Origin of the sequence: Pseudomonas sp. ES3-33, from assembly GCF_000952175.1 — a bacterium.
GTDB lineage: Bacteria > Pseudomonadota > Gammaproteobacteria > Pseudomonadales > Pseudomonadaceae > Aquipseudomonas > Aquipseudomonas gregormendelii.
In genome coordinates, this window is the sequence record NZ_JZRI01000157.1 from 40,092 (window position 1) to 63,642 (window position 23,551).

Genomic DNA, 23,551 nt, shown 5'->3' on the forward strand with positions numbered 1-23,551 from the left:
TTCAATCAGTCCGGAATTTCATCGGGGACTGGCCGAGGTGCGGGGGCGGTCAATGAAGTGATTTTTATCAGCAGGCCGAGGTGGCCGTTATCGAGGAAATTCAGCTGGCCGTTCTTGGTGTGGCTTTCCTGCTTGAGGCGCTCGCTGGAGGTGACCATGCCATTGGCGTCGATCTGGTTTACCCAGAAGTCGGCGTCGACGTCGGTGAAGCGCCCCAGTTTCAGGCTCAGGGTGCCCTCGATCGGGAACTGGCCGAACTGTTCCGCGCCGTCGCTGATCGCGAACTTGCTGGCTTGTTCGCCCAGGGTCTGTTGCCAGGCCTTGTGCAGCAGCACTGTGTATTCATTGCTGGCCGTGAGTTTTTCCACCTCTCGAGTCAGGCTTGGCGTGCGCAGGCTTTGCGGGCTCACGCGTTGCGCGCCGGCTGCCCAGTCTTCCGGTGCGGCACGGCTGACGATGGCAGGCACGGCGTTCTGCCGCACCAGCACCATTTCCACTTGATACATGTCGTCGGCAAACACCGAGGGGGCGACCAGGGTCATCAGCAAGGTCAGTGAGCAAAACAGGCGCATGCGGCGTCCTTCAAGCAGTTTTCGGGATGAGGCGCTCAAGCAGCGCCTCTACAATATTAAAGCGCTCTTCTGCGCGCTCCATCGGCACCATGAATTTGAACACCGTGGCACCTTCGAATTTGTAGCGTTTGGGTTGTCCCTGGATCAGCTTGATCAGCGTCAGCGGGTCGACCGGTGTTTGCGCCGCGAATTCGATACGACCCCCTTGCGGCCCGCCGTCGACTTTCTTGATGCCGAGCAGTTCGGCCTGCAGTTTCAGGGCCGTGATGCGCATCAGGTTCTTGGTCGGTTCCGGCAGCAGGCCAAAGCGGTCGATCATCTCCACCTGCAGATCCTTGAGGCCGTCTTCGTCGGTGGCCGAGGCAATGCGCTTGTAGAGGATCAGTCGGGCGTGCACGTCCGGCAGGTAGTCTTCAGGGATCAGCGCCGGTACCCGCAGATTGACTTCAGGACCGCCACCCAGGGGTTGGTCGAGGTTCGGTTGTTCGCCCTTGCGGATCGACTTCACCGCGCGTTCGAGCATCTCCATGTACAGGGTGAAACCCACGGCCTGGATCTGCCCGCTCTGACCGTCACCCAGCAGCTCGCCGGCGCCGCGGATTTCCAGGTCGTTGGTGGCGAGCACAAAGCCCGCGCCAAGGTCCTGGGTATTGGCGATCGCTTCCAGGCGCTTTTCCGCATCGGCGGTAATCTGCTGGCGCGGTGGCGTGAGCAGGTAGGCGTAGGCCTGGTGGTGACTGCGTCCAACGCGGCCGCGCAGCTGGTGCAGCTGTGCCAGGCCGAACTTGTCGGCACGCTCGATGATGATGGTGTTGGCGCTCGGCACGTCGATGCCGGTCTCGATGATGGTCGAGGCGATCAGCACGTTGAAGCGCTTGTGGTAGAAGTCGCTCATCACCTGTTCGAGTTCGCGCTCGCGCATCTGCCCGTGGCCGATGCCGATGCGTGCTTCCGGCACCAGTTCGGCGAGGTCGGCGGCACATTTCTCGATGGTCTTCACGTCGTTGTGCAGGTAGTAGACCTGGCCGCCGCGCAGCAACTCACGCAGCAGGGCCTCTTTGACCGTGCTCTTGTTCTGCTCCATGACGAACGTGCGCACGGACAGGCGACGGGCCGGCGGCGTGGCGATGATCGACAGGTCGCGCATGCCCGACACCGCCATGTTCAGCGTGCGCGGAATCGGCGTGGCGGTCAGGGTCAGGATGTCGACTTCGCTGCGCAGCGCCTTGAGCTGTTCCTTCTGGCGGACGCCAAAGCGGTGTTCTTCGTCGATGATCACCAGCCCCAGGTTCTTGATCTTGACGTCGTCCGACAGCAGCTTGTGGGTGCCGATGACGATGTCGATCTTGCCTTCGGCGAGGTCGGCGATGGCCGCATTCACTTCCTTGGGCGACTTGAAGCGGCTCATCACTTCCACGCTCACCGGCCAGTCGGCGAAGCGGTCGCGGAAGCTGTTGTAGTGCTGCTGGGCGAGCAGGGTGGTCGGCACCAGGATGGCCACCTGACGCCCGCCATGCACCGCGATGAAGGCGGCGCGCATGGCCACTTCGGTCTTGCCGAAACCCACATCGCCGCACACCAGGCGGTCCATCGGCTTGGGCGCTAGCATGTCGGCGCGCACGGCGTCGATGGTGGTTTGCTGGTCCGGGGTTTCCTCGAACGGGAAGCCGGCGCTGAAGGTCGCGTAGTCGGCTTTCGGGTCTTCGAAGGCATAACCTTCCCGTGCAGCTCGACGGGCATAGATGTCGAGCAATTCGGCGGCCACATCGCGCACTTGCTCGGCGGCCTTGCGCTTGGCTTTCTGCCAGGTCTCGGAGCCAAGGCGGTGCAGCGGCGCCAGGGCGTCGTCGCTGCCGGTGTAACGGGCAATCAGGTGCAGGTTGGCCACGGGCACGTAGAGCTTGGCGCCTTCGGCGTATTGCAGGGTCAGGAATTCAGCGGCCTGATCGTCGATTTCCAGGGTCGCCAGCCCCAGATAACGCCCAACACCGTGATCGATATGCACCACCGGCGCGCCTTCGCGCAGCTCGGTGAGGTTCTTGATGACGGCGTCGTTGTTCGCGTCGGCGCGTTTCTCCCGACGGCGGCGCTGCATCACGCGCTGGCCGAACAGCGGGCTTTCCGCTACCAGTGCCAGGGCTGGGTCATCGAGCACCAGACCTTCGTCCAGCGGCGCGATGGTGATCGCCAGGCGCTCTTTGCCCGCAACAAAGTCTGGCCAGCTGTCGACGGTTTTCGGTCGCAGCTTCAGGCGTTCGAGCAGTTCCAGCAGCACTTCGCGACGGCCTGCGGACTCGGCGGTAAACAGCACGCGCCCGGGAAACTCGTCGAGGAAGCCGGCCAGCGCCGCCAGTGGCTGGGTGGCCTTGGCTTCGATGGCCAGGTTGGGCAGTTCGCGGGCCGGGAAGCGCTCGCGCCCAGCGCCGGTTTCGACATCCTGTTGGCTGGCCACCACGCGCGGCCAGTTTTTCAGGCGGGCGAAGCAGTCTTCCACCGGCAGGAACAGCTCCGCTGGTGGCAATAGAGGTCGGGCCGGATCGACGCGGCGTTCTTCATAGCGGTTGCGCACGTCGTTCCAGAAGTTTTCCGCCGCCTGTTCAATGCCTGGCAGGGAGAACACCTGGGTGTCCTGGGGCAGGTAGTCGAACAGGGTCGAGGTTTCATCGAAGAACAGCGGCAGGTAGTACTCGATGCCGGCGGGGGTAATCCCGCTGCTCAAGTCCTGGAAGATCGGGCAGCGCCGGAAGTCGACGTCGAAGCGTTCGCGAAAGCGTGCCTTGAAGCGCGTGACCGCATCTTTTTGCAGCGGGAATTCCCGCGCAGGCAGCAGGCGCACGGTGTCGACCTTGTCGATGGAGCGCTGGTTCTCCGGGTCGAAGGTGCGCAAGGTCTCGATTTCGTCATCGAACAGATCGATACGGAAAGGCAGCTTGCTGCCCATCGGGAACAGGTCGATCAGCGAGCCGCGCACGGTGAATTCGCCATGCTCGTACACGGTATCGACGTAGCGATAGCCACTGGCCTCGAGCCGGGTGCGCATCTGCTCGACGTCGAGCTTCTGGCCGACGTCCAGCACCAGGCTGCTGCCGAGCAGGAACTTGGTCGGCGCCAGGCGGTGCAGGGCGGTCGTGATCGGTACCACCAGCACGCCGTGGCTCAGCTCTGGCAGCCGGTACAAGGCAGCGATGCGCTGGGAGATGATGTCCTGGTGCGGCGAGAACAGGTCGTAAGGCAAGGTTTCCCAGTCCGGGAAATGCAGTACGGGCAAATCCGGGGCGAAGAAACCCAGCTCCTGTTCCAGCCGCTCGGCACTTTGGCTGTCGGCAGTGAGCAGCAGGGTAAAGCGCTTGGCAGCGCTGGCAGCCTCGGCAATGGCCAGGCTCAGGGCGGCACCGGGCAGGTTGCCCCAGTGCTGTTTACCTGCCGCGGCAGGGAGAAGCGGTAGACGCAGAACGGGCACGGAAGGTTGAGCTCCAAGCGTTGCGACAAAGTCGGTAATTGTAGCGGGCCCGGGTGCCGCCTGTCAGTGACAGACTGTGTCTATTACGCAGGTTTGGCGAAATGTAGTGGTAAAGACAAAATCGGCGGTTTTTTTAGGGAAAATGACCGGATATGTAGTGGCAAAACGGACCGGTGTTACGGATGGTTACGGACAAGGCAGCGCTGTCTGCAAAAAAATGACAGCGCTGGAAGCCGCGTGTTTACTGGGCTGCAGCGAGGCGTATTTTTTTCTGACGGGATTTTGTTACGGATGGTACGACAAGCGCGCATTGCTACAAGAGGCACTCGGCGGCATAATGTAGCCCCTTTTTTCTGCCCCTACATGTGGAAGGTTCCCGTGACTCAGAAGCCCGACCAGTGTCTTGGTGAATGGATCGACCGTGAAGCACTCGCAGAAGCGATGATTCCGCTTATCGGTCAGCTCTACCGCAATAACAACGTGGTGAGCTCGATCTATGGCCGCAGCCTGATCAATCGTTCAGTCATTGCGATTCTCAAAGCCCACCGCTTTGCTCGTCATCGCCAGTCCGATGACAGCGAATTGTCCGTCCACGAAACATTCCCTCTGCTCAAGGCGATGAGCGAGCTCAAGCTCGGCGCCGCTTCGGTAGACCTGGGCAAGCTTGCGGTCAAGTTCAAGACCGAAGGCAATGGCCGCACTGCCGAGCAGTTCGTCCGTGAAGAACTGGCTGACGTCGTTGGTCAGCAGAACGCCGCCGCTCGCAAGGGCACCGACGTTGTCCTGTACGGTTTCGGTCGTATCGGCCGCCTGCTGGCGCGCATCCTGATCGAGAAAACCGGTGGTGGCGACGGCCTGCGCCTGCGCGCCATCGTGGTCCGCAAGGGCGCCGAGAACGACCTGGTCAAGCGCGCAAGCCTGCTGCGTCGTGACTCGGTTCATGGTCCGTTCGATGGCACCATCACCATTGATGAAGCCAACAACACCATTACCGCCAACGGCAACCTGATCCAAGTTATCTACGCGAAAAACCCGACTGAGGTGGACTACACCCAGTACGGCATCAAAGACGCGCTGCTGGTGGACAACACCGGTGTATGGCGTGACGCCGATGGCCTTGGCCAACACCTGGCGTGCCCGGGTGTCGACCGCGTTGTTCTGACCGCGCCTGGCAAAGGCAAGCTGAAGAACATCGTGCACGGCATCAACCACGGCGATATCACTGCTGACGACAAGATCGTTTCTGCCGCTTCGTGCACCACCAACGCCATCGTGCCGGTGCTCAAGGCTGTGAACGACAAGTTCGGCATCGTTAATGGTCACGTTGAAACCGTTCACTCGTACACCAACGACCAGAACCTGATCGACAACTTCCACAAAGGCGATCGCCGTGGCCGTAGCGCCGCGCTGAACATGGTCATCACCGAGACCGGTGCCGCTACCGCTGCTGCCAAGGCCCTGCCTGAGCTGGCCGGCAAGCTGACCGGTAACGCGATCCGCGTTCCGACGCCTAACGTGTCGATGGCCATTCTCAACCTGAATCTTGAGAAAGCCACCACCCGCGAAGAGATCAACGAGTACCTGCGCCAGATGGCCATGCACTCGGATCTGCATAAGCAAATCGACTACGTCAACTCGCAGGAAGTGGTTTCCACCGACTTCGTTGGCTCGCGCCACGCCGGCGTAGTGGACGCTGAAGCGACCATCACCCAGGATAACCGCGTTGTACTGTACGTTTGGTACGACAACGAATTCGGTTACAGCTGCCAGGTGGTTCGCGTGATGGAAGACATGGCCGGTGTAAACCCGCCAGCATTCCCGCGCTAAGCTTCACAAGTAACTAAAAACGCCCCGGCCCTTGGTCGGGGCGTTTTTGTTTGTATCTTGCTTATAACTTTTTAGACTTTTTTCCCAGGAGTTAAGCGTTATCCAGTTTGTTGCCTCGAAAGTTGCAGGCATAAACTTCCAGCAAAAATAAGCAGTTGCCGATTGTTTGAGGTGCGGGTGGGTTTAGTGGATCCAACTTAAAATGCGTTGGCGAATTGGCGCCATTTAATTGTTCCGTCCAAATACTTGACACTGTCACTCACTGAAACTAGTGTCGCCTGTGACGGCCCGCTCTGCCTCGGGCTTCGTCGGTTTTGCTGCTTCAGCGTCGCGTTACAACTCTCCAAAAAGACAGGGATCTCATTCCTGCTCACATCACAATAAATCTAATGAAAACTGTTCCGGCTTAGTTGCCGTGCAGCGCCCTGTTTCGTATTGCTCACCCTGCCGAAAGTGTTTTGCGGTCACGGCATGTTATTGCCTGGCTTTTACGCGGTTGGTCTATCGGGAGAGTCGAACATGGCGGAAGAACGATCGAAGTTGTTGTCGCTGTTACCGCGCCTGGTGGGGTTGGGAGTCCTGGGGTTTGTCGTCTGGTTACTGATGTCGACACTGTTGATGCCTCTGGTGTCGGCCTCTGCCACCCGGGCGATTTTGAATGCGCCGGTGATCCTGCTCACCACGCCCATTGATGGCGTGGTCAGTGCGTTGGACGTCAAACCCGGTGCGACCTTTGCCCAGGGCCAGAAAATCGCCGTAGTGGAAAACCCCCGGGCGAATCAGGAAACCTTGCTGACCCTGCAAACGCGCCGCCTCACTCTGGAACAGCAGATATCTTCCTCGGCCAGCCAGGCCGAACATGATCAGCAGTATTACGAGGCACTGGAAAAAACCAGCCAGCAGTACCAGACCGCTTTTCATACCCGGCAACTCTTCACCCAAAGGGCGCTGCGGGCCGAAAACAGTGCCGCCAGTGCGCGGTTGATGGACGCCCAGGAAACGGTCGAGCGCAACCTGGAGTTGTTCGTGCAAGGGGCGGTGAGTGGCGCGGTGGTGGCCTCGTCGAAAGCGCAGCTGGCGTCCTTGCAAGGTGCGGCCGAGTCCGTTCGCTCGCAGTTGCGGATCAACGACGGCGACGTCAGTGCGGCCAACAAGCAGGTGTACCTCGACCCGGATCAACTGCGCATGTTCGACCTGACGGCGCAGATGACCACGCTCAAGCTCAGCCTGGAAAATCAGGCGCGCAATCGGGCGACCTATCAACAGGAGCTCGACAACCTCAACCGTTTGATCGATGCCGAGCAGAGCCGGGTCAAGCTGATGGCCGGGTACGATGTCGTGGCCTATTCGCCGGGTACTGTCCAGGAGCTCCTGGCGCCCCAAGGCACGCTGGTGCAGGCCGGTTCGACTTTGCTGCGCGCCACCGATTGCGGGCAGAGCTATGTGATTGCGGTGTTCCCGGAGCGCATGGCAAGCAAGATCGATCGTGACAGTGTGTTGACCGTGAAAATCCGCGGCCTTGCCGAGCCGCTCAAGGCCAGCGTGGTGCAGTTGTTATCCAGCGCTTCGGACATTCGCGCCAACTCCTACAGCGTGCCGTTCCCCTACGCCGAGCAGAACTCGGTGTATGTGGTCGGTACCTTTGCCGCCGACCTCACCGATAGCCAGCGCGCCATGACCTGCAACCCCGGGCTATGGGCCAGTGCCGAAGTGTCACGACCATGAACGGCCTCTTGCGCGGGGTGGTCAGTGTGATACTCATGGGCTCTGGCGCGTCCTCATTGGCGGCAGCCGCCAGGCCTCAACTGGCGACAATGACCTGCGCCGCACTCGATCGCGCGGTGGCGACGCAGCCGGCGGGTCCTGTGCTGGTGGCCAGTTACCCGGCGCTAAATGGTCAGCCGGCGCCGATCCTGGCGTTGCGCGGGGTGGCGTTCACTTACGATAACGCCCTGGCGAGCATTGCCTTGTTCGCCTGCGGCAAGGCCGGGTCGGCGCGACGCATCGCCGATGCTCTGGTCTTTGCAACGAACCACGATCCCGAATATCACGATGGCCGTTTGCGCAACGCCTACGCTGCTGGCCCGGTGGGTGCGCCGCCGATGAAGCTGCCCGGCTACTGGAGCACCGAACGCAACGCCTGGAACCAGGACGCCTATCAAGTCAGCAGTGCGACCGGGAACCAGGCCTGGGCGGCGCTGGCGTTGCTTGAGGCTTTTCGCCAAAGCGGCGAGGGCGCCTACCTGGAAGCGGCAAGAAAAGTCCTGCGCTGGTCGCAGGACAAAACCTACGACGCCCAGGCACCGGCCGGCTTCAGTGGGGGCTACTACGGGTACTTCAATCAGCAGATCCAGCAGAACTGGAAGTCCACCGAGCATAACGTCGACCTGGCGGCTGCGTGGTCGGCACTCAATGCGCTGGCTCCGGATCAGGGCACGGCGCGGCAGGCGCAGATCGCCCGGCAGTTTGTCGCCAGCCAGTGGGACGCCACGGAAGGGCGCTTCCTGATCGGCACCGGTGCGGATGGCCAGACGTCGGACCGGGTGCGCTCCGGGCTGGATGCGCAAATCTGGCCACTGATTGCCTTGCACGACCCGCCCGGGGATTGGCGTCGGGTGTTCGCTTTTGTCGATCGCGCGCACCGGGCCGGTGACGGCTACGGCTTCAATCGCGATCCCGATGGTTTGTGGACCGAAGGCACCGCGCAAGCCGCTGCGGTCGCGCAGTTAAACGGCCTGAGTGACAAGGCGCAGCCGCTTTGGAGTGTTTTGCTGGCCCAGGAAGCCGGCAATGGCTGGCTGTACGCGACCCCGGCACCGCGCATCAGTACCGGGCTGGCCATAGGCCCGGACTCGGTGACCAACGATTTTTTCTATTACCACCTGCCTCACCTGGGCGCCACGGCGTGGGCGGCGATTGCGGCCACCGGCGTCAATCCCTTTACCGGTTCGCTAGAGGCTGACTGACATGCAGGCACTGGACTCGTTGCAACTGATGCAAATCAACTTCTGGACCCTGGCGCTGGTGATTCTATTCACCTGCCTGACTCATCGGGACCAATGGGCTGCGCGCGCCGGATTCGGCGCCGTGACCGCGTTGCTGTTGCTCAACTACGCGGCCTGGCGGATTCGCGACACCTTGCCGGACGGCCATTCCGGGTTTGCCACGGTCTGGGCCTACACCTTTTTGTTCTTCGAAATGCTGGCGATCGGTTACACGCTGTTTTCCATCGTCGTCATGCTCTGTCGCTCGGATCACAGCAAGGACGCGGACGCGGGCGAGCGACGCTTGCGCGCCCAGGGCGTGAGTGCGCCAGCGGTCGATATCTTCATCGCCACGTACAACGAAGGCCTGGAAATCCTGGAAAAAACCATTATTGCCGCCCAGGCCATCGACTACCCGAATTTCACCATCTGGGTGCTCGACGATACGCGCCGGGACTGGTTGCGTGATTACTGTGCCGAGGTCGGCGTGCAGTACGCGCGCCGCCCTGATAACTCCCACGCCAAGGCCGGCAACCTGAACAATGGCTTGCGCCAGTCGGCGGCCGGCAGCAACGCGCCGTACATACTGGTGCTGGATGCTGATTTCGCGCCGCAGCAGCCGATCCTGTTGCGCACCCTGGGCTTGTTCGACGACCCGAAAGTCGGCCTGGTGCAGACGCCGCAGTTCTACTACAACCCCGACCCGATCCAGCACAACCTGGGCACTTCGGCGTGCTGGGTCGATGAGCAAAGGGTGTTCTTCGACGTGTTTCAGCCGGCGAAGGATGGCTGGGATGCGGCATTTTGCGTCGGTACGTCCTTCGTGGTGCGGCGCGATTTGATCAACGAGATGGGCGGTTTTCCTACAGGCTCGGTCTGCGAAGACATCTACACCACCTACCGGCTGCTGCAGAAAGGCTATGTCACCCGCTGGTTGAATGAGCGCCTGTCGATCGGCTTGTCGGCCGAAGGCCTGACCGAGTACATCAATCAACGCGGGCGCTGGTGCCTGGGCACCATCCAGGTGGCGCTGCTCAAGGATGGACCGTTGCGCGGCAGCGGCTATACGCTCAACGACCGCCTGCACTACATCCATGGGCTGATGCACTGGTTTTCCAAACCCTTCATCCTGATGATGCTGGTGTCGCCGGTGTTGTACTGGTACTTCGGCATCGCCGGTTTCTACGCCACGCCGATGGATTTCCTCGCGTTTGGCATGCCGGCGCTGATCGCGTTCTGGGGCTACGGCACCTGGGTCACGGACCGGCGCACCTTGCCGATTTTCACTGAGGTCACGCAGATCGTTGCTTCCCTGGCCGTCACCGCCACCATCGCCAGCGCGATGATCCGGCCTTTCGGACGCCCGTTCAAAGTGACCGCCAAAGGCCTGGATCGCACGAAAACCATGGTGCACTGGAAGCTGTTCGGGTTCTTTTTTGCCTTGACGCTGTTCTCGCAGATTGGCGCCTATATCGCGATCAGCACTGCCGCCTCGTTCGACGGCAACATGCTGTTCAACCTGTGTTGGACTGTGGTCGCGCTGGTCTACAACCTGGCAACGCTGGTCGCCTGTGTGGATCGTCCGCGCTTGCACGGTGAAGAGCGTTTTCCGTTCAACAAGCCCACGGGGTTTCGGTTTGGCGGCAAGGTGCTCGCCGGGCGCCTGGTGGATATCTCCCTCAGCGGCGCGTCGTTCGAGTGCGCGTTCGCCTCGTCGATCAAGCCGGGGCTGTGCGGGCAGATGTGGGTCGACAAACTGGGTTGGCTCGATGTCGAGGTCATGCGCAACCACGGAGACAATCAACTGGGCCTGAGGTTTGCCGAGCTTGATGAAGCGCTGCGGCGACGGTTGATCGCGCGGTTGTTCAGCGATGCAACGATCAATGTCGTCAGCAAGGCGGAGCCGGGGCTGGCGTTCGGCACCTTGTTACGGCGTGCATTGCTTGGCGAAAAATCAGCGGCGCCGCGTTTGCCTGCGCCGGCCAGGGCGTCGCCCTACACCCCGCTACGTCGCTGGCGGCCGGTCAGTGTGCGTTCGCGTAGACAGCCGTTGCCGCATGTCAGCGTCAGTCGGTCAGGCCTTTGGTCTTTGCTGCTTTCACCCTTGCGAGCTCTGCTCGGCCAACGATTTTAGGTGCGCGCCATGAACAGTTGCTTATCGACCTCATGTTTTATGTCATTGCTTCTGCTGGGTGGTTGTTCGCTGGAGCCGACCTACGAGAAACCCGATGCACCGATCGACCAGCAATGGCCGGCCAACACGGCCGGCGAATGCTGCGCGGGCAAGCAGGCGTTCGACAAGGACTGGCGCGGCTTTGTGGTCGATGACCGCCTGCGCCAGCTGATCGACCTGGCGCTGGCCAACAACCGCAGCCTGCGCCAGTTCGCGGCCAGTGTCGAAGAGGCGCGGGCGGGTTATGCCAGTGCGCAGTCCGGGCTGTTTCCTACCATCGGCATAGACACCTATGCCGGACGCAGCAAGTTGCCGCCGCTGGTGCGCACGCCCAATGGCGGCGACAGTGCCGGCAGTATTGCCAACACCTTCCAGGCCACCGGTGGTTTCACGTCCTACGAGCTGGACCTGTTCGGTCGCATTCGCAGCCAGCGCAATGCAGCCGGTGCCCGGTTCGAAGCGTCTGAGGGCGATTACCAGGCCGCACGCCTGGCGCTGATCGGCGAAGTGGCCAGCACCTGGTTGACGCTCAAGGCCAATCAGCATCTGCTTGACCTGGCGCAGAATACTTATCAGTCCCAGGACCGCTATGGGCAGTTGTTGCGCAAGAGTTTCAACCTGGGTTCCAGCGCCCGGATCGACGTGCACCAGGCCGATGCGCAGACCAACACGGCGGCCGTGCAGGTCAATACTTACCGGATGCAAGTGGCGCAGAACAGCAATGCGCTGCGGGTGCTGGTGGGGCAGCCGGTGCCGCCGGGTTTGCTGCCCACGGGCGTGCTCGGTGAGCAGTTGGCCACGCTGGACGTGCCGGCCGGTTTGCCGGCGTCATTGGTCGAGCGACGCCCCGATATCATGTCGGCCGAGGCCCAGCTGCGCGCTGCCAATGCCGACATTGGTGCCGCTCGGAGCGCTTACTTCCCGACCTTTTCCCTGACCTCGGCCCTGGGCAGCCTGACCGGGGACTTCTCGCGCCTGCTCACCGGCCCGGCGGAGTTCTGGACCGTGGCGCTGGCGGGGTCGTTGCCATTGATCGATGGGGGTGCCCGTCGTGCGCAAGTGGACGCCAGCCATGCACGGTTTGACGGGCAAACGGCGGCGTACGAGGCCACGGTGCAGAACGCTTTTCGGGAAGCGGCCGATGCCTTGAATGCGCGTCAGGAGATGCTGACCCAGGTGCAGTTCCAGAAGAAACTGGTGGGGGATTATCAGGAGGCTTACCGCCAGTCCCGCCTGCGCTTTGAGGCTGGGCTGGACAGCTATTTTTCAACCATGGATGCACAGCGTTCGCTGTTTGACGCGCAGCAGAAGTGGGCCCAGCTGGAGTTGGCCCGGGAGATTAACCAAGTGACCTTGTACAAGGCGTTGGGTGGGGGCTGGGGTGGCTCCTTGAAGGTGGCAGGGCGGTGATGATGGCGATCGATCAGGCGCCGCCGACCACAGATGCCTGCGCCGTGCGCAACTCATGGCGATTGCCGCGGAACAACACCAGGGTCGCAATCAACCCCAGTACCGCTGCGCCCGTCAGCCAGATCCCCGGTGCGGCCTTGTTATCCAGCACATGAATCAAATAGGTACAGGCTGCCGGAGTAAACCCGCCGAAGGTAGCGGTCGCCAGGCTGTAGGCCAGGGAAAAACCGGTGGTGCGCACTTCCACCGGCATGATCTCGGTCAGCGCCACGACCATGGCACCGTTGTACGAGCCGTACAGGAACGACAGCCACAACTCGACGATCAGCAAGTGACTGAAGCTCGGATTGGCCACCAGCCAGGACAGGGCAGGGTAGGCGGTGAGAATCGCCAGAAGCGTCGCCGCCAGCAGCAGGGGTTTGCGCCCGACCTTGTCGGAAAATGCGCCCATGACCGGTAACCAGAAGAAATTCGACAGGCCGATGCACACCGTCACCAGCAAGGCATCCAGGTCGGACAAGTGCAGTTCGGCCTTGCCGAAGGTCGGCGTGTAGGCGGTGATCAGGTAGAACGACACGGTGGTCATGACCACCAGGGCCATGCCGGCGATGACGATGCCGAAGTTCTGCCCGATCGAGCGGACCACCTCGCGCAAGGTCGGGCGATGTTTGCGTGCCTGGAACTCCGGTGTTTCTTCCAGTGAACGACGAATCACGAAGATTACCGGCACAATCAAACAGCCGACCAGGAACGGCACGCGCCAGCCCCATTCGCCCATTTCCTGCGGGCTGAGCCAGTGGTTCAAGGCCACGCCCAGCAAACCGGCGAAGACCACCGCCGCTTGCTGGCTGGCGGACTGCCAGCTGACAAAAAAGCCTTTGCGGCCCGCAGTGGAGATCTCGGCCAGGTACACCGACACTCCGCCAAGCTCGACGCCCGCCGAGAAACCTTGCAGCAGGCGGCCGAACAGCACGAGCAGCGGTGCCGCGACACCCAGGGTGGCGTATCCCGGGACGCAGGCTATCAATACGGTGCCGGCAGCCATCATCACCAGGGTAATGATCAGGCCTTTGCGGCGCCCGTGACGGTCGATGTAGGCGCCGAGAAAGATTGCCCCCAGCGGCCGCATCAGGAAGCCGGCGCCGAAGGTCGCCAGCGACAGCATCAGGGACGCGAACGCGCTGTCGGCGGGGAAGAAGGTTTTGGCAATGGCAGTGGCGTAGAAGCCGTAGACCATGAAGTCAAACATTTCGAGGAAGTTGCCGCTGACAACGCGAAAGATCGCTTTGCCTTTGCTCGTGGGGGTAGACATGTGTAGGTACTCACGCTGGTAAATCTTGTTTGAAAACACGGCACCTGTGGGCGCGGGCCTGCTCGCGATGGCGTGGGGTCAATCCGCATGGCTGTTGGCTGACGCACCCCTGTCGCGAGCAGCCTCGCTCCCGCAGGTTTTGCGTTTGCCTGACGGGCGCCGGCAGCCCTCGCTCCTCTGCGCTCTGAGGTCCATAATGGCCGGCGCGGTTTTGCGGGGAGATGAAGATTTGTTAACTGGACGGTGGGGTGGGCTTGTGGTGCTGGCCGTGGTTGTGTCCGGCTGCGGCAACGGTGACTCCATGGAAAGCTTCGGGGGGGCCACCATGGGCAGCTCCTATTCAATCAAGTATGTGCACCGCGCCGGCCTGCCCGCACCCGCTGAGGTGCAGGCGCAGGTGGAAACAATCCTCGACCGCATCGACCGGCAAATGTCGACCTACCGCAGCGACTCCGACATCGAGCGCTTCAACCATCTGCCTGCCGACCACTGTCAGGACATGCCCGCGCCTGTCCTCGAACTGGTCCGGGTCGGCCAGCAGCTGTCACAGCAGAGCGAAGGCGCCTACGACCTGACGGTCGAGCCGCTGCTCAACCTCTGGGGATTTGGTCCGCAATCGCGCCAGGAAGTCGTCCCGAGCGCCGAAGCACTGACCCAGGTGCGTCAGCGAGTGGGTTACCAGCATTTGCGCATCGAAGGCGAACAGCTGTGCAAGGACGCTGCAGTGGAAGTCGATTTCAACAGCATCGCCGCCGGTTACGCGGTCGACACCATCGCTGCCCGGCTCGAGGCCATGGGCATCCACGATTACCTCGCCGAAGCCACCGGTGAACTCAAGGCGGCCGGCCGCAAACTCGACGCCAGCCCGTGGCGCATCGCCCTGGAGGAGCCCCGGGATGACCGCCAGGTCGCGGAGAAAATCATCGCGGTCGATCACTACGCGGTGTCCACCTCGGGCGACTACCGTCATTACTTCCAGCAGGATGGCCGGCGCTATTCCCACACCTTCGATGCGCGCACCGGGGCGCCGGTTTCCCACGCCCTGGCGGCAGTCACGGTGATCCATCCTTCGGCGCTGATGGCCGATGGCTTATCGACGCTGTTGCTGATTCTCGGGCCGGAACGCGGCTGGGACTACGCGGAGAAATACGCTATTGGCGCTTTTTTTGTGATTCGAACCGATACCGGTTTCGTCACAAGAACCAATCAGGCTTTCGAGCGGCTCAGTGGCGCGGCTACCCAAAAAAAGCAATGAACGCTGGCGTTGTAGTGCAGGCAAAACTAGCCTACGACGCGACCAAGGGTTAATGTGCCCGGCGTTGACGCTTCTATAGACTGTGTCCGGGTTCTGCACTGGCCCCAAATTGTTCCTTCACGCCGCAGATGGCGTGATTTAGCCGCAGGTGCCGAGGGCGCCGCGGCCTGTTCTGAGGAGTACGCATGGCTGTCTACAACTACGACGTGGTGGTGCTGGGTTCCGGCCCGGCAGGAGAAGGCGCGGCAATGAACGCCGCCAAAGCAGGACGCAAGGTGGCGATGGTCGATAGCCGTCGCCAGGTCGGCGGTAACTGCACCCACCTGGGCACCATCCCGTCCAAGGCCTTGCGTCACTCGGTGCGGCAGATCATGCAGTTCAACACCAACCCGATGTTCCGGGCCATTGGTGAGCCGCGCTGGTTCTCGTTCCCGGACGTGCTCAAAAGCGCCGAGAAAGTCATCTCCAAGCAAGTCGCTTCGCGCACCGGCTACTACGCCCGTAACCGCGTCGACGTGTTCTTCGGCACCGGCAGCTTCGCCGACGAGCAAACCATCGAAGTCGTCTGCGCCAACGGCGTGGTCGAGAAACTGGTGGCCAAGCACATCATCATCGCCACCGGCTCGCGTCCTTATCGCCCGGCGGATATCGATTTCCACCACCCGCGTATCTACGATAGCGACACCATCCTGAGCCTCGGCCACACCCCGCGCAAACTCATCGTTTATGGCGCCGGCGTGATCGGTTGCGAGTACGCCTCGATCTTCAGTGGCCTGGGTGTACTGGTTGAACTGGTGGACAACCGCGGCCAGTTGCTGAGCTTCCTGGACTCGGAAATCTCCCAGGCCCTGAGCTACCACTTCAGCAACAACAACATCACCGTGCGCCACAACGAAGACTATGACCGCGTCGAAGGCGTGGACAATGGCGTGATCCTGCACCTCAAGTCCGGCAAGAAGATCAAGGCCGACGCCTTGCTCTGGTGTAATGGCCGTACCGGCAACACCGATCAGCTGGGTCTGGAAAACATTGGCGTGAAGGTCAACAGCCGTGGCCAGATCGAAGTGGACGAGGCTTACCGCACCTGCAAGCCGAACATCTACGGCGCCGGTGACGTGATTGGTTGGCCGAGCCTGGCCAGTGCCGCTCATGACCAGGGCCGTTCGGCCGCTGGCAGCATCGTCGACAACCACAGCTGGCGCTTCGTCAATGACGTGCCAACCGGCATCTACACGATTCCGGAGATCAGCTCGATCGGCAAGAACGAGCAGGAGTTGACCCAGGCCAAGGTGCCGTACGAAGTGGGCAAGGCGTTCTTCAAGAGCATGGCGCGCGCGCAGATTGCCGGCGAGCCGCAAGGCATGCTGAAGATCCTGTTCCACCGCGAGACCCTGGAAGTGCTGGGCGTTCACTGCTTCGGTTATCAGGCGTCGGAGATCGTGCACATCGGCCAGGCGATCATGAACCAGCCGGGCGATCTGAACACGCTGAAGTACTTCGTCAACACCACGTTCAACTACCCGACCATGGCCGAAGCCTATCGGGTAGCGGCCTACGATGGCCTCAACCGGCTTTTTTGAGCGGCTCCGGCCGGTGGCCTGAGCCGGCCGGGGAGACCGATTTCAGCAATTCTCGAGCGTGGCGCTGGCCAAACCGGGAAAGTCTGTAATCAGGCTGTCAACGCCGAAGTCGGCGAGCCTGCGCATTAGCGCGGGCTCGTTGACTGTCCATACCGACACATGCAGCCCCTGGCGCTGCGCCTTCTCCAGGCGTTCCGGCGTGCACAGGGTCCAGTTCAGCGCGAGAAACTCACAGCCATAGCTTTGCGCGACCTTCAACGGGTCGAGCCAGGCGTACTCGGCTACCAGCCCGCGGGACACGTCCGGCACCAGATCCAGTGCAGCCTTCAACACTTCACGTGAACTCGAGGTGATGGTGACTTTGTCGAGCATGCCGAAACGCTGGGCCATTTCGCGAATCGCCAGCACGGTGGTGGCGGCGCGGGTGCGCGAAGCGCTTTTGACTTCCAGCTGCCAATGCTCGAAATCGCATTTTTCGAACAGCTCTTCCAGGGTCGGGATCGGGCACGGTTTGATCCAGCCCGGGCCGCCTTTGCGCGCGTCGTAGGTCTTAAGCTCCGCCGCCGTATGTTCGACGACCTTGCCGCGCCGTTCGGTGGTGCGCTTGAGAGTCGGGTCATGAATGACCATCAGCTCGTTGTCCTTGGACAGGTGCAAGTCCAGTTCGCAACGGCGCACGCCGTGCTTGAGGCATTGCTGAAAGCTGATCAGGGTGTTTTCCGGTGCTTCGCCCTTGGCGCCGCGATGGCCGTAGATGAGGGTCACGGTTCTTCCTTAATTTAGAGGCCTGAGTCGTTTTGTTCGCGGGCCAGGCGACGTTCCTGGGCCTGCTTCTGCAAAATGTAGCGGGCGAGCAATTGGCGCTGGGCATCGGTGGGGTGTTCAAACTCGGTGCCGATGTCGTAGCCATCGCCCTTGGGATCGCAATGGGTGACCCGGGCGCGCAGCAACAGGCCAAGGGCTTGCGGCATCAACACCAGCTTGATCGACAGGCGCGCCCCGGCGGCAATCGGCGTGGGGTACTGAAAGTCGACGCCCCCTTCGGAGATGATCACCGGTTGCGGCTCGCCAATCTGCCCCAGCACGGTAATGGCGATCACCTGGCTCAGCAGGTCGATGCGTTTGTTCTGGGATTTCAAGAATGCCGCAAGGTTGCGGTCGCGCTCACTGATCTGGCGCAACAGGTGTTGCGATTCGAATTCGCTCAGGTGCAATTCGCTGAGCAAATTGAACAGTGGAGAAGCATCCTGCAACACTTCCTGGCCCGCGGCTTCGACAGCGGACAAAGGCCGAATTTCCAGTGCGATCGTGTCCTCGATACGGTAGTATTCGCGGCGATCTTCTTCATCTAATGTCGACATGGCGAACCCATGGTAGCGGCGGTGGTCTGAGTGTAAAGCTGGGTATCGACCCCCGCCACAAGGACGTTCCTTTTCCCTCCGAACAAGCCCCGACATGTTCAGACCTCTCTTCGTATTTATTGGCACGCGTTATACCCGTGCAAAGCGTCGCAATCATTTTGTGTCGTTCATTTCCCTGACTTCCATGATCGGGCTCGCCTTGGGCGTGGTCGTGATGATCGTGGTGCTGTCGGTCATGAACGGCTTCGATCATGAGATGCGCACCCGCGTGCTGGGCATGGTGCCCCACGCGACCATCGAGTCCGGTGAACCGATCAGCGACTGGCCAAGCCTGGCGGCCAAGGTCAAGCAGAACCCGCAGGTGACGGCGGTAGCGCCGTTTACCCAGATGCAGGGGTTGCTGACCAACAACGGCAAGGTGTCCAAGGTGCTGCTCAATGCCATCGACCCGGCGCTGGAGCGCCAGGTGTCGATCATCGACAAGTTCATGCTGCAGGGCAAACTCGACGACCTGGCGCCCGGCAGTTTCGGCATCGTCATCGGTGACAAGGCCGCCGCCAAGCTGGGTGCCGCCATCGGCGACAAGCTGACCTTCGTCGCGCCGGAAGTCACCGTGACCCCGGCCGGGATGTTCCCGCGCATGAAGCGCTTTACCGTGGTCGGCATTTTCCATGTCGGCGCCGGTGAGATCGACGGTTACCTGGGCGTCACCAACCTCCAGGACCTGGCGAAACTGCATCGCTGGAAGCCGGATCAGGTGCAGGGCATCCGCCTCAAGTTCGACGACCTGTTCCAGGCGCCGCGTACCGCGTGGAACATCGCCCAGCAACTTGGCGAAGACCGTTACTATGCGCGTGACTGGACCCGTACCCACGGCAACCTGTACCAGGCGATTCGCATGGAAAAAGCCATGATCGGTCTGCTGTTGCTGCTGATTGTGGCCGTGGCCGCGTTCAACATCATCTCCACCCTGGTGATGGTGGTGAACGACAAGAAGGGCGATATCGCGATCCTGCGCACCCTGGGCGCGACGCCACGCACCATCATGGCGATCTTCATGGTGCAGGGCACGGTGATCGGGGTGTTCGGTACGCTGATCGGCGCCGTGGTCGGGATTTTCGCCGCGCTGAACGTCAGCGCAGCGATCTCGGCCCTCGAAGGCCTGATCGGCCACAAGTTCCTGAACGCCGATGTGTACTTCATCGATTACCTGCCGTCGCAAGTGCAGAGCCAGGACGTGGTGATGGTCTGTGCCGCCGCGTTGATCCTGAGTTTCCTCGCCACCCTGTATCCAGCCTGGCGTGCCGCGCGCACCCAGCCTGCGGAGGCGCTACGTTATGAGTGAATTGGGCATGAGTGAAAAAGCAATCCTGAGCTGCCGCAACCTGGGCAAGTCCTACGAGGAAGGTCCGGAATCGGTCGAGGTCCTGGCGGGGCTGCAACTGGAGTTGCACCCAGGTGAGCGTGTCGCCATCGTCGGCACCTCGGGTTCGGGCAAGAGTACCTTGCTCAACCTGTTGGGCGGCCTCGATACGCCGACCCAGGGCAGCGTGTGGCTCGACGGTGAAGAGCTGTCGGCCCTGAGCGAGAAGAATCGCGGCCTGTTGCGCAATCGGTCGCTGGGTTTTGTCTACCAGTTCCACCACTTGCTGCCGGAATTCACCGCGCTGGAAAACGTCTGCATGCCGCTGCTGATCGGCAAGACTGCGATCCCCGAGGCGCGCCAGCGTGCCACGGCGTTGCTGGAGCGGGTAGGGCTGGGCCATCGCCTGGAGCACAAGCCGGCCGAACTGTCCGGTGGCGAACGCCAGCGTGTGGCCATCGCTCGCGCCCTGGTGAACAAGCCTGGCCTGGTGATGCTCGACGAGCCCACCGGCAACCTCGACTCCCACACCGCCCAGGGCATCCAGGACTTGATGCTGGAACTCAGCACTTCGATGCGCACCGCGTTCCTGGTGGTGACTCACGACATGAACCTGGCCCGCCAGATGGATCGCGTCCTGCATCTGCAGGAAGGCCGCCTGACGCCTATCTGACTGGTCGAAACCCGAGGTCTGCAACGACCTCGGGTCATTTATTTTTATACGGTGCCCCAGCGAATGTTCAGACCGTTATCGATCTTCATCGGCGCGCGCTACACCCGCGCCAAGCGTCGCAATCGCTTCGTGTCCTTCATCTCGATGACCTCGATGATCGGTCTCGCCCTGGGCGTGCTCGCCATGATCGTGGTGCTGTCGGTGATGAACGGCTTCCAGCGTGAGATGAGCTCGCGCATCCTCGGCATGGTGCCGCACGCGACCATCGTCGGTGTCAACCCGATCGACGACTGGCAGCCGGTGGCCGCCGCTGCGATGAAAAACCCCGAAGTGACCGCCGCCGTGCCGTTCACCGAGATGGAAGGCATGCTGTCCTACAAGGGCACGATGCAGCCGATCCAGGTCAGCGGCGTCGACCCGGCGCTCGAAGGCCAGGTGTCGATCGTCGCCAAGCATATCGTCCAGGGGCGCCTGGATGCGCTCAAGCCAGGTGAGTTCGGCGTGGTGGTCGGTGAAATCACGGCCCGGCGTTTCCGCTTGAATGTGGGCGACAAGATCACCCTGATCGTGCCGGAAGTGAGCACGGCACCGGGCGGCATCACGCCGCGCATGCAGCGCCTGAACGTGGTGGGCGTGTTCAAGGTTGGCGCCGAGCTGGACGGCTCGATGGCGCTGATCCATGTGGCCGATGCCGCGCAGATGCAGCACTGGCAGCCGAACCAGGTGCAGAGCGTGCGCCTGGCGGTGAAGGACTTGTACGCGGCGCCGAAGGTCTCCAGCGATATTGCCGGCAGTCTCGGCAGCGCCTACCGGGCGGATGACTGGACCCACACCCAGGGCAGCCTGTTCAGTGCGATGAAGATGGAAAAGACCATGATCGGCCTGCTGTTGCTGATGATCGTCGCCGTTGCCGCCTTCAACATCATTGCCACCCTGATCATGGTCGTGAACGACAAGGGCGCGGACATCGCGATCCTGCGCACCATCGGCGCCACGCCACGACAGATCATGGCGATCTTCATGGTGCAGGGCACGGTGATCGGGATCGTCGGGACCTTGATTGGCGGGGTGCTGGGCGTGATTGCAGCGCTGAACGTCAGCGAGCTGGTGGGTTGGGTAGAGCGGGTGAGCGGGCAGCACATCTTCAGTTCGGATGTGTACTTCGTCAGCAACCTGCCTTCGGAACTGCAGGCTGGTGATGTGCTGTTGATCTGCTCGGCGGGGTTCGTGTTGAGCTTTTTGGCCACGGTGTACCCTGCGTGGCGAGCGGCGAAGATCGAGCCGGCGCATGCTCTACGTTATTCGTAAGTCCTGACGCCGCTCCCCCGTAGGAGCTGCCGAAGGCTGCGATCCTTTGATCTTGCTCTTCCGCCGCTCCCTCGTAGGAGCTGCCGCAGGCTGCGATCTTTTGATCTTGCTCTTAAAAAACAGGATCAAAAGATCGCAGCCTTCGGCAGCTCCTACCGGGGCGGGGGTCAAACTCTTTTTGGCAGCTCAATCGAAAACCGCGTCCAGCCATCCCCCGATTCACACCGAATCTGCCCGCCATGGGCCTTGATGATCGACTGGGTAATCGCCAACCCCAGCCCCGCATGTTCACTGCTGCCTTCCTGGCGCGCAGGGTCCGCCCGGTAGAATCGGTCGAACAAGCGCGGCAGCAGCTCGGCGGCAATCCCTTCGCCCGTGTTCTCGACCACCAGTCCCAACACCTTGGGCTGCTGGCTGATCCGCACGCGCACCTCACCCTCCGCCGGGGTAAACCGCAAGGCATTGTCCAGCAGATTGGAGAGCGCGCGGCGCAGCATGTTGCGATCACCCTCCATACTGGCAGTGCCTTCACGGCTCAATGTCACCCGGGCGTCTTCCGCCAGGGGAGCGAAAAACTCCAGCAGCACATCCACTTCCTGTCCAAGGTCGAGCGGTTCGCGGGTGGGCATCAACAACCCGTGATCGGCCTTGGCCAGGTACAGCATGTCGTTGACCAGCTGCGCCATCCATTGCAGCTCTTCAAGGTTGCTGTGCAGCGCCTCGCGGTAATCCTCCAGCGGTCGCGGGCGCGTGAGGGTGACCTGAGTGTGGGTCAGCAGGTTTGACAGCGGCGTGCGCAGCTCATGGGCGATGTCGGCGGAGAAAGCCGACAGTCGCTGGAATGAGTCGTCGAGACGTTCCAGCATGGCGTTGAAGTGATGGGCCATTTGCGCAAGTTCGGGTGGCATCTGCTCTTCGGGCAATCGGGCGTTCAGCGACTGGGCCGACACCCCGCGCGCCACTTCACTCATGCGCCGCAGCGGCCGCAAGCCACTGCGCGCCGCCCAGGCTCCAAGCAGTGCGGTGGCCAGCGCCGAGAGGCCGACGGTCAGCCAGATCAGGCGCTGCATGCGCTGCAGGAAGTGCTGGTGATGGGTGATGTCGAGCAGCAGGGTCAACTGCGGCGAGTCGGGTTGGCCCGGATAGAGCGGGGCGCTCAGCACTCGATAGTCGGTGCCTACGTGGCTGGTGGTGGACAAGCCCGCGGTCAGTGGAAGTTGTTCCGGCAGTTGCGCCGAGCTGTCGTACCAGCGCCGGCCGTCAGCCCCGGTGATGCGCAGTGCCAGGTCGGCCTGGCGGCTCAACTCATCGGCTAGCCTGGCCTGGCTGTCGCTCGATTGAATGTCGTGCAGCGCCCGACGCAAACCAATCAATTTGCCGTCCAGCAACTGTTGGTCCAACTCGATGAAATGCGCCTCGCTGGCACGGCTGAACAGCACGCCGGCGATCAGTGACACCACCGCCGTACAGGCAGCGAACAGCAGCGCCAGGCGGCTGCTCAAGGACAGTCGAGGCATCAGGCAGAACGCTCTTCGAGGACGTAACCCATGCCGCGCACGGTGTGGATCAGCTTGTTGGGGAAGTCATCGTCAATCTTCAGGCGCAACCGGCGGATCGCCACTTCGATAACATTGGTGTCGCTGTCGAAATTCATGTCCCACACCTGTGAAGCGATCAGCGACTTGGGCAACACCTCGCCCTGACGGCGCAACAGCATTTCCAGCAAGGCAAACTCCTTGGCGGTGAGGTCGATGCGCTGCCCACTGCGTTCAACCCGGCGCCGGATCAGGTCCAGGCGCAGGTCCGCCAGTTGCAAGCTGGTGTCCTGGGGCGGGGCGCTGCCACGGCGTAACAGGCTGCGCACCCGCGCCAGTAATTCGGAGAAGGCGAAGGGCTTGACCAGGTAATCGTCGGCCCCCAGCTCCAGGCCATAAACCCGGTCCTCTACGGCGTCACGGGCGGTGAGAAACAGCACCGGCGTGTCGAGACCTGCGCCGCGCACGGCTTGCAGAATTTGCCAGCCATCGCGCCCGGGCAGCATCACATCAAGAATCAACAAGGCGTATTCGCCGCTCAGTGCCAGCTGTTGACCAGTGCTGCCTTCGGCCACCAACTCGGTATTGAACCCGGCCTCGGTCAGGCCCTGGCGCAGGTATTGGCCGGTTTTCGCTTGGTCTTCGACGATCAACAGTTTCATGGAGAGCTCGGGGTCAATGGAACGAAGGCTTTATACCGTGGGCCGCGCGAGTGCAGGCCAACCTGACAAAGTTGTA

Annotated in this window: 17 protein-coding genes; 10 read left to right on the forward strand and 7 right to left on the reverse strand. The window is 61.8% G+C overall.

Annotated features, from left to right (window positions below; genetic code table 11):
• Positions 1 to 5: 5 nt before the first annotated feature.
• Complete coding sequence (locus UB23_RS26855; RefSeq protein ID WP_045062439.1) at positions 6 to 572, reverse strand: CsiV family protein; 567 nt, start codon at positions 570 to 572, stop codon at positions 6 to 8.
• A 10-nt stretch (positions 573 to 582) separates the two neighbouring features.
• A complete protein-coding gene (gene mfd / locus UB23_RS26860) occupies positions 583 to 4,032 on the reverse strand; it encodes a transcription-repair coupling factor (protein ID WP_045062440.1) in 3,450 nt (1,149 codons plus the stop codon).
• A gap of 363 nt (positions 4,033 to 4,395) precedes the next feature.
• Here mfd and UB23_RS26865 point away from each other — a divergent pair, with 363 nt between their 5' ends.
• The 5 genes from UB23_RS26865 to UB23_RS26885 all read left to right on the forward strand — a co-directional run bounded on the left by UB23_RS26865 (position 4,396) and on the right by UB23_RS26885 (position 12,426).
• The gene (locus UB23_RS26865; RefSeq protein WP_045062443.1) at positions 4,396 to 5,859 is read left to right on the forward strand and encodes a glyceraldehyde-3-phosphate dehydrogenase; all 1,464 of its coding nucleotides are present in this window, start codon (positions 4,396 to 4,398) and stop codon (positions 5,857 to 5,859) included.
• Between the two features lie 519 nt (positions 5,860 to 6,378).
• Positions 6,379 to 7,584, forward strand: a complete 1,206-nt coding sequence (locus UB23_RS26870) for a hypothetical protein (protein WP_045062446.1) — start codon at positions 6,379 to 6,381, stop codon at positions 7,582 to 7,584.
• On the forward strand, positions 7,581 to 8,825 hold the full coding sequence (locus tag UB23_RS26875) for a hypothetical protein (RefSeq protein ID WP_045062449.1): 1,245 nt from the start codon (positions 7,581 to 7,583) through the stop codon (positions 8,823 to 8,825). Before UB23_RS26870 ends, UB23_RS26875 begins: the two co-directional genes overlap by 4 nt.
• A gap of 1 nt (position 8,826) precedes the next feature.
• On the forward strand, positions 8,827 to 10,977 hold the full coding sequence (locus tag UB23_RS26880) for a glycosyltransferase family 2 protein (RefSeq protein ID WP_045062452.1): 2,151 nt from the start codon (positions 8,827 to 8,829) through the stop codon (positions 10,975 to 10,977).
• Between the two features lie 39 nt (positions 10,978 to 11,016).
• A complete protein-coding gene (locus UB23_RS26885) occupies positions 11,017 to 12,426 on the forward strand; it encodes an efflux transporter outer membrane subunit (RefSeq protein WP_225570612.1) in 1,410 nt (469 codons plus the stop codon).
• Between the two features lie 13 nt (positions 12,427 to 12,439).
• Here UB23_RS26885 and UB23_RS26890 read toward each other — a convergent pair whose 3' ends face one another.
• A complete protein-coding gene (locus tag UB23_RS26890) occupies positions 12,440 to 13,738 on the reverse strand; it encodes an MFS transporter (protein ID WP_045062457.1) in 1,299 nt (432 codons plus the stop codon).
• A 196-nt stretch (positions 13,739 to 13,934) separates the two neighbouring features.
• Between UB23_RS26890 and UB23_RS26895 the strand changes: the two genes are divergently transcribed.
• Positions 13,935 to 14,993 (forward strand): FAD:protein FMN transferase, encoded by a 1,059-nt coding sequence (locus tag UB23_RS26895; RefSeq protein WP_082069257.1) that lies wholly within the window; start codon positions 13,935 to 13,937, stop codon positions 14,991 to 14,993.
• Between the two features lie 185 nt (positions 14,994 to 15,178).
• Positions 15,179 to 16,573, forward strand: a complete 1,395-nt coding sequence (gene sthA / locus UB23_RS26900) for a Si-specific NAD(P)(+) transhydrogenase (protein ID WP_045062459.1) — start codon at positions 15,179 to 15,181, stop codon at positions 16,571 to 16,573.
• Between the two features lie 42 nt (positions 16,574 to 16,615).
• Here the strand turns inward: sthA and UB23_RS26905 are convergent, their stop codons facing one another.
• Both UB23_RS26905 and UB23_RS26910 read right to left on the reverse strand, forming a co-directional pair.
• Entirely contained in the window at positions 16,616 to 17,338 is a 723-nt protein-coding gene (locus tag UB23_RS26905; RefSeq protein WP_045062462.1) for a glycerophosphodiester phosphodiesterase, read from the reverse strand.
• Between the two features lie 14 nt (positions 17,339 to 17,352).
• Entirely contained in the window at positions 17,353 to 17,934 is a 582-nt protein-coding gene (locus tag UB23_RS26910) for a PilZ domain-containing protein (RefSeq protein ID WP_045062464.1), read from the reverse strand.
• 94 nt (positions 17,935 to 18,028) lie between these two features.
• On the opposite strand from UB23_RS26910, the gene UB23_RS26915 reads away from it, so the two are divergent.
• The 3 genes from UB23_RS26915 (at position 18,029) to UB23_RS26925 (ending at position 21,278) form a co-directional block, all read left to right on the forward strand.
• The gene (locus tag UB23_RS26915; RefSeq protein WP_045062466.1) at positions 18,029 to 19,279 is read left to right on the forward strand and encodes a lipoprotein-releasing ABC transporter permease subunit; all 1,251 of its coding nucleotides are present in this window, start codon (positions 18,029 to 18,031) and stop codon (positions 19,277 to 19,279) included.
• Positions 19,280 to 19,286: 7 nt separating this feature from the next.
• Complete coding sequence (gene lolD, locus UB23_RS26920; protein ID WP_163019364.1) at positions 19,287 to 19,970, forward strand: lipoprotein-releasing ABC transporter ATP-binding protein LolD; 684 nt, start codon at positions 19,287 to 19,289, stop codon at positions 19,968 to 19,970.
• Between the two features lie 63 nt (positions 19,971 to 20,033).
• Entirely contained in the window at positions 20,034 to 21,278 is a 1,245-nt protein-coding gene (locus UB23_RS26925) for a lipoprotein-releasing ABC transporter permease subunit (RefSeq protein ID WP_045062469.1), read from the forward strand.
• A 167-nt stretch (positions 21,279 to 21,445) separates the two neighbouring features.
• Here UB23_RS26925 and UB23_RS26930 read toward each other — a convergent pair whose 3' ends face one another.
• Positions 21,446 to 22,795, reverse strand: a complete 1,350-nt coding sequence (locus tag UB23_RS26930) for a heavy metal sensor histidine kinase (RefSeq protein ID WP_045062470.1) — start codon at positions 22,793 to 22,795, stop codon at positions 21,446 to 21,448.
• A complete protein-coding gene (locus tag UB23_RS26935) occupies positions 22,795 to 23,475 on the reverse strand; it encodes a heavy metal response regulator transcription factor (RefSeq protein ID WP_045062471.1) in 681 nt (226 codons plus the stop codon). Before UB23_RS26935 ends, UB23_RS26930 begins: the two co-directional genes overlap by 1 nt.
• Positions 23,476 to 23,551 lie beyond the last annotated feature (76 nt).

What these genes read in the sequence shown, in the direction of transcription:
- UB23_RS26855 (WP_045062439.1), bottom strand. Translation starts at nt 572, where the DNA reads ATGCGCCTGTTTTGCTCACTGACCTTGCTGATGACCCTGGTCGCCCCC.
- UB23_RS26865 (WP_045062443.1), top strand. Translation starts at nt 4,396, where the DNA reads ATGTGGAAGGTTCCCGTGACTCAGAAGCCCGACCAGTGTCTTGGTGAA.
- UB23_RS26870 (WP_045062446.1), top strand. Translation starts at nt 6,379, where the DNA reads ATGGCGGAAGAACGATCGAAGTTGTTGTCGCTGTTACCGCGCCTGGTG.
- UB23_RS26875 (WP_045062449.1), top strand. Translation starts at nt 7,581, where the DNA reads ATGAACGGCCTCTTGCGCGGGGTGGTCAGTGTGATACTCATGGGCTCT.
- UB23_RS26880 (WP_045062452.1), top strand. Translation starts at nt 8,827, where the DNA reads ATGCAGGCACTGGACTCGTTGCAACTGATGCAAATCAACTTCTGGACC.
- UB23_RS26885 (WP_225570612.1), top strand. Translation starts at nt 11,017, where the DNA reads ATGTCATTGCTTCTGCTGGGTGGTTGTTCGCTGGAGCCGACCTACGAG.
- UB23_RS26890 (WP_045062457.1), bottom strand. Translation starts at nt 13,738, where the DNA reads ATGTCTACCCCCACGAGCAAAGGCAAAGCGATCTTTCGCGTTGTCAGC.
- UB23_RS26895 (WP_082069257.1), top strand. Translation starts at nt 13,935, where the DNA reads ATGGCCGGCGCGGTTTTGCGGGGAGATGAAGATTTGTTAACTGGACGG.
- sthA (WP_045062459.1), top strand. Translation starts at nt 15,179, where the DNA reads ATGGCTGTCTACAACTACGACGTGGTGGTGCTGGGTTCCGGCCCGGCA.
- UB23_RS26910 (WP_045062464.1), bottom strand. Translation starts at nt 17,934, where the DNA reads ATGTCGACATTAGATGAAGAAGATCGCCGCGAATACTACCGTATCGAG.
- UB23_RS26915 (WP_045062466.1), top strand. Translation starts at nt 18,029, where the DNA reads ATGTTCAGACCTCTCTTCGTATTTATTGGCACGCGTTATACCCGTGCA.
- lolD (WP_163019364.1), top strand. Translation starts at nt 19,287, where the DNA reads ATGAGTGAAAAAGCAATCCTGAGCTGCCGCAACCTGGGCAAGTCCTAC.
- UB23_RS26925 (WP_045062469.1), top strand. Translation starts at nt 20,034, where the DNA reads ATGTTCAGACCGTTATCGATCTTCATCGGCGCGCGCTACACCCGCGCC.
- UB23_RS26930 (WP_045062470.1), bottom strand. Translation starts at nt 22,795, where the DNA reads ATGCCTCGACTGTCCTTGAGCAGCCGCCTGGCGCTGCTGTTCGCTGCC.
- UB23_RS26935 (WP_045062471.1), bottom strand. Translation starts at nt 23,475, where the DNA reads ATGAAACTGTTGATCGTCGAAGACCAAGCGAAAACCGGCCAATACCTG.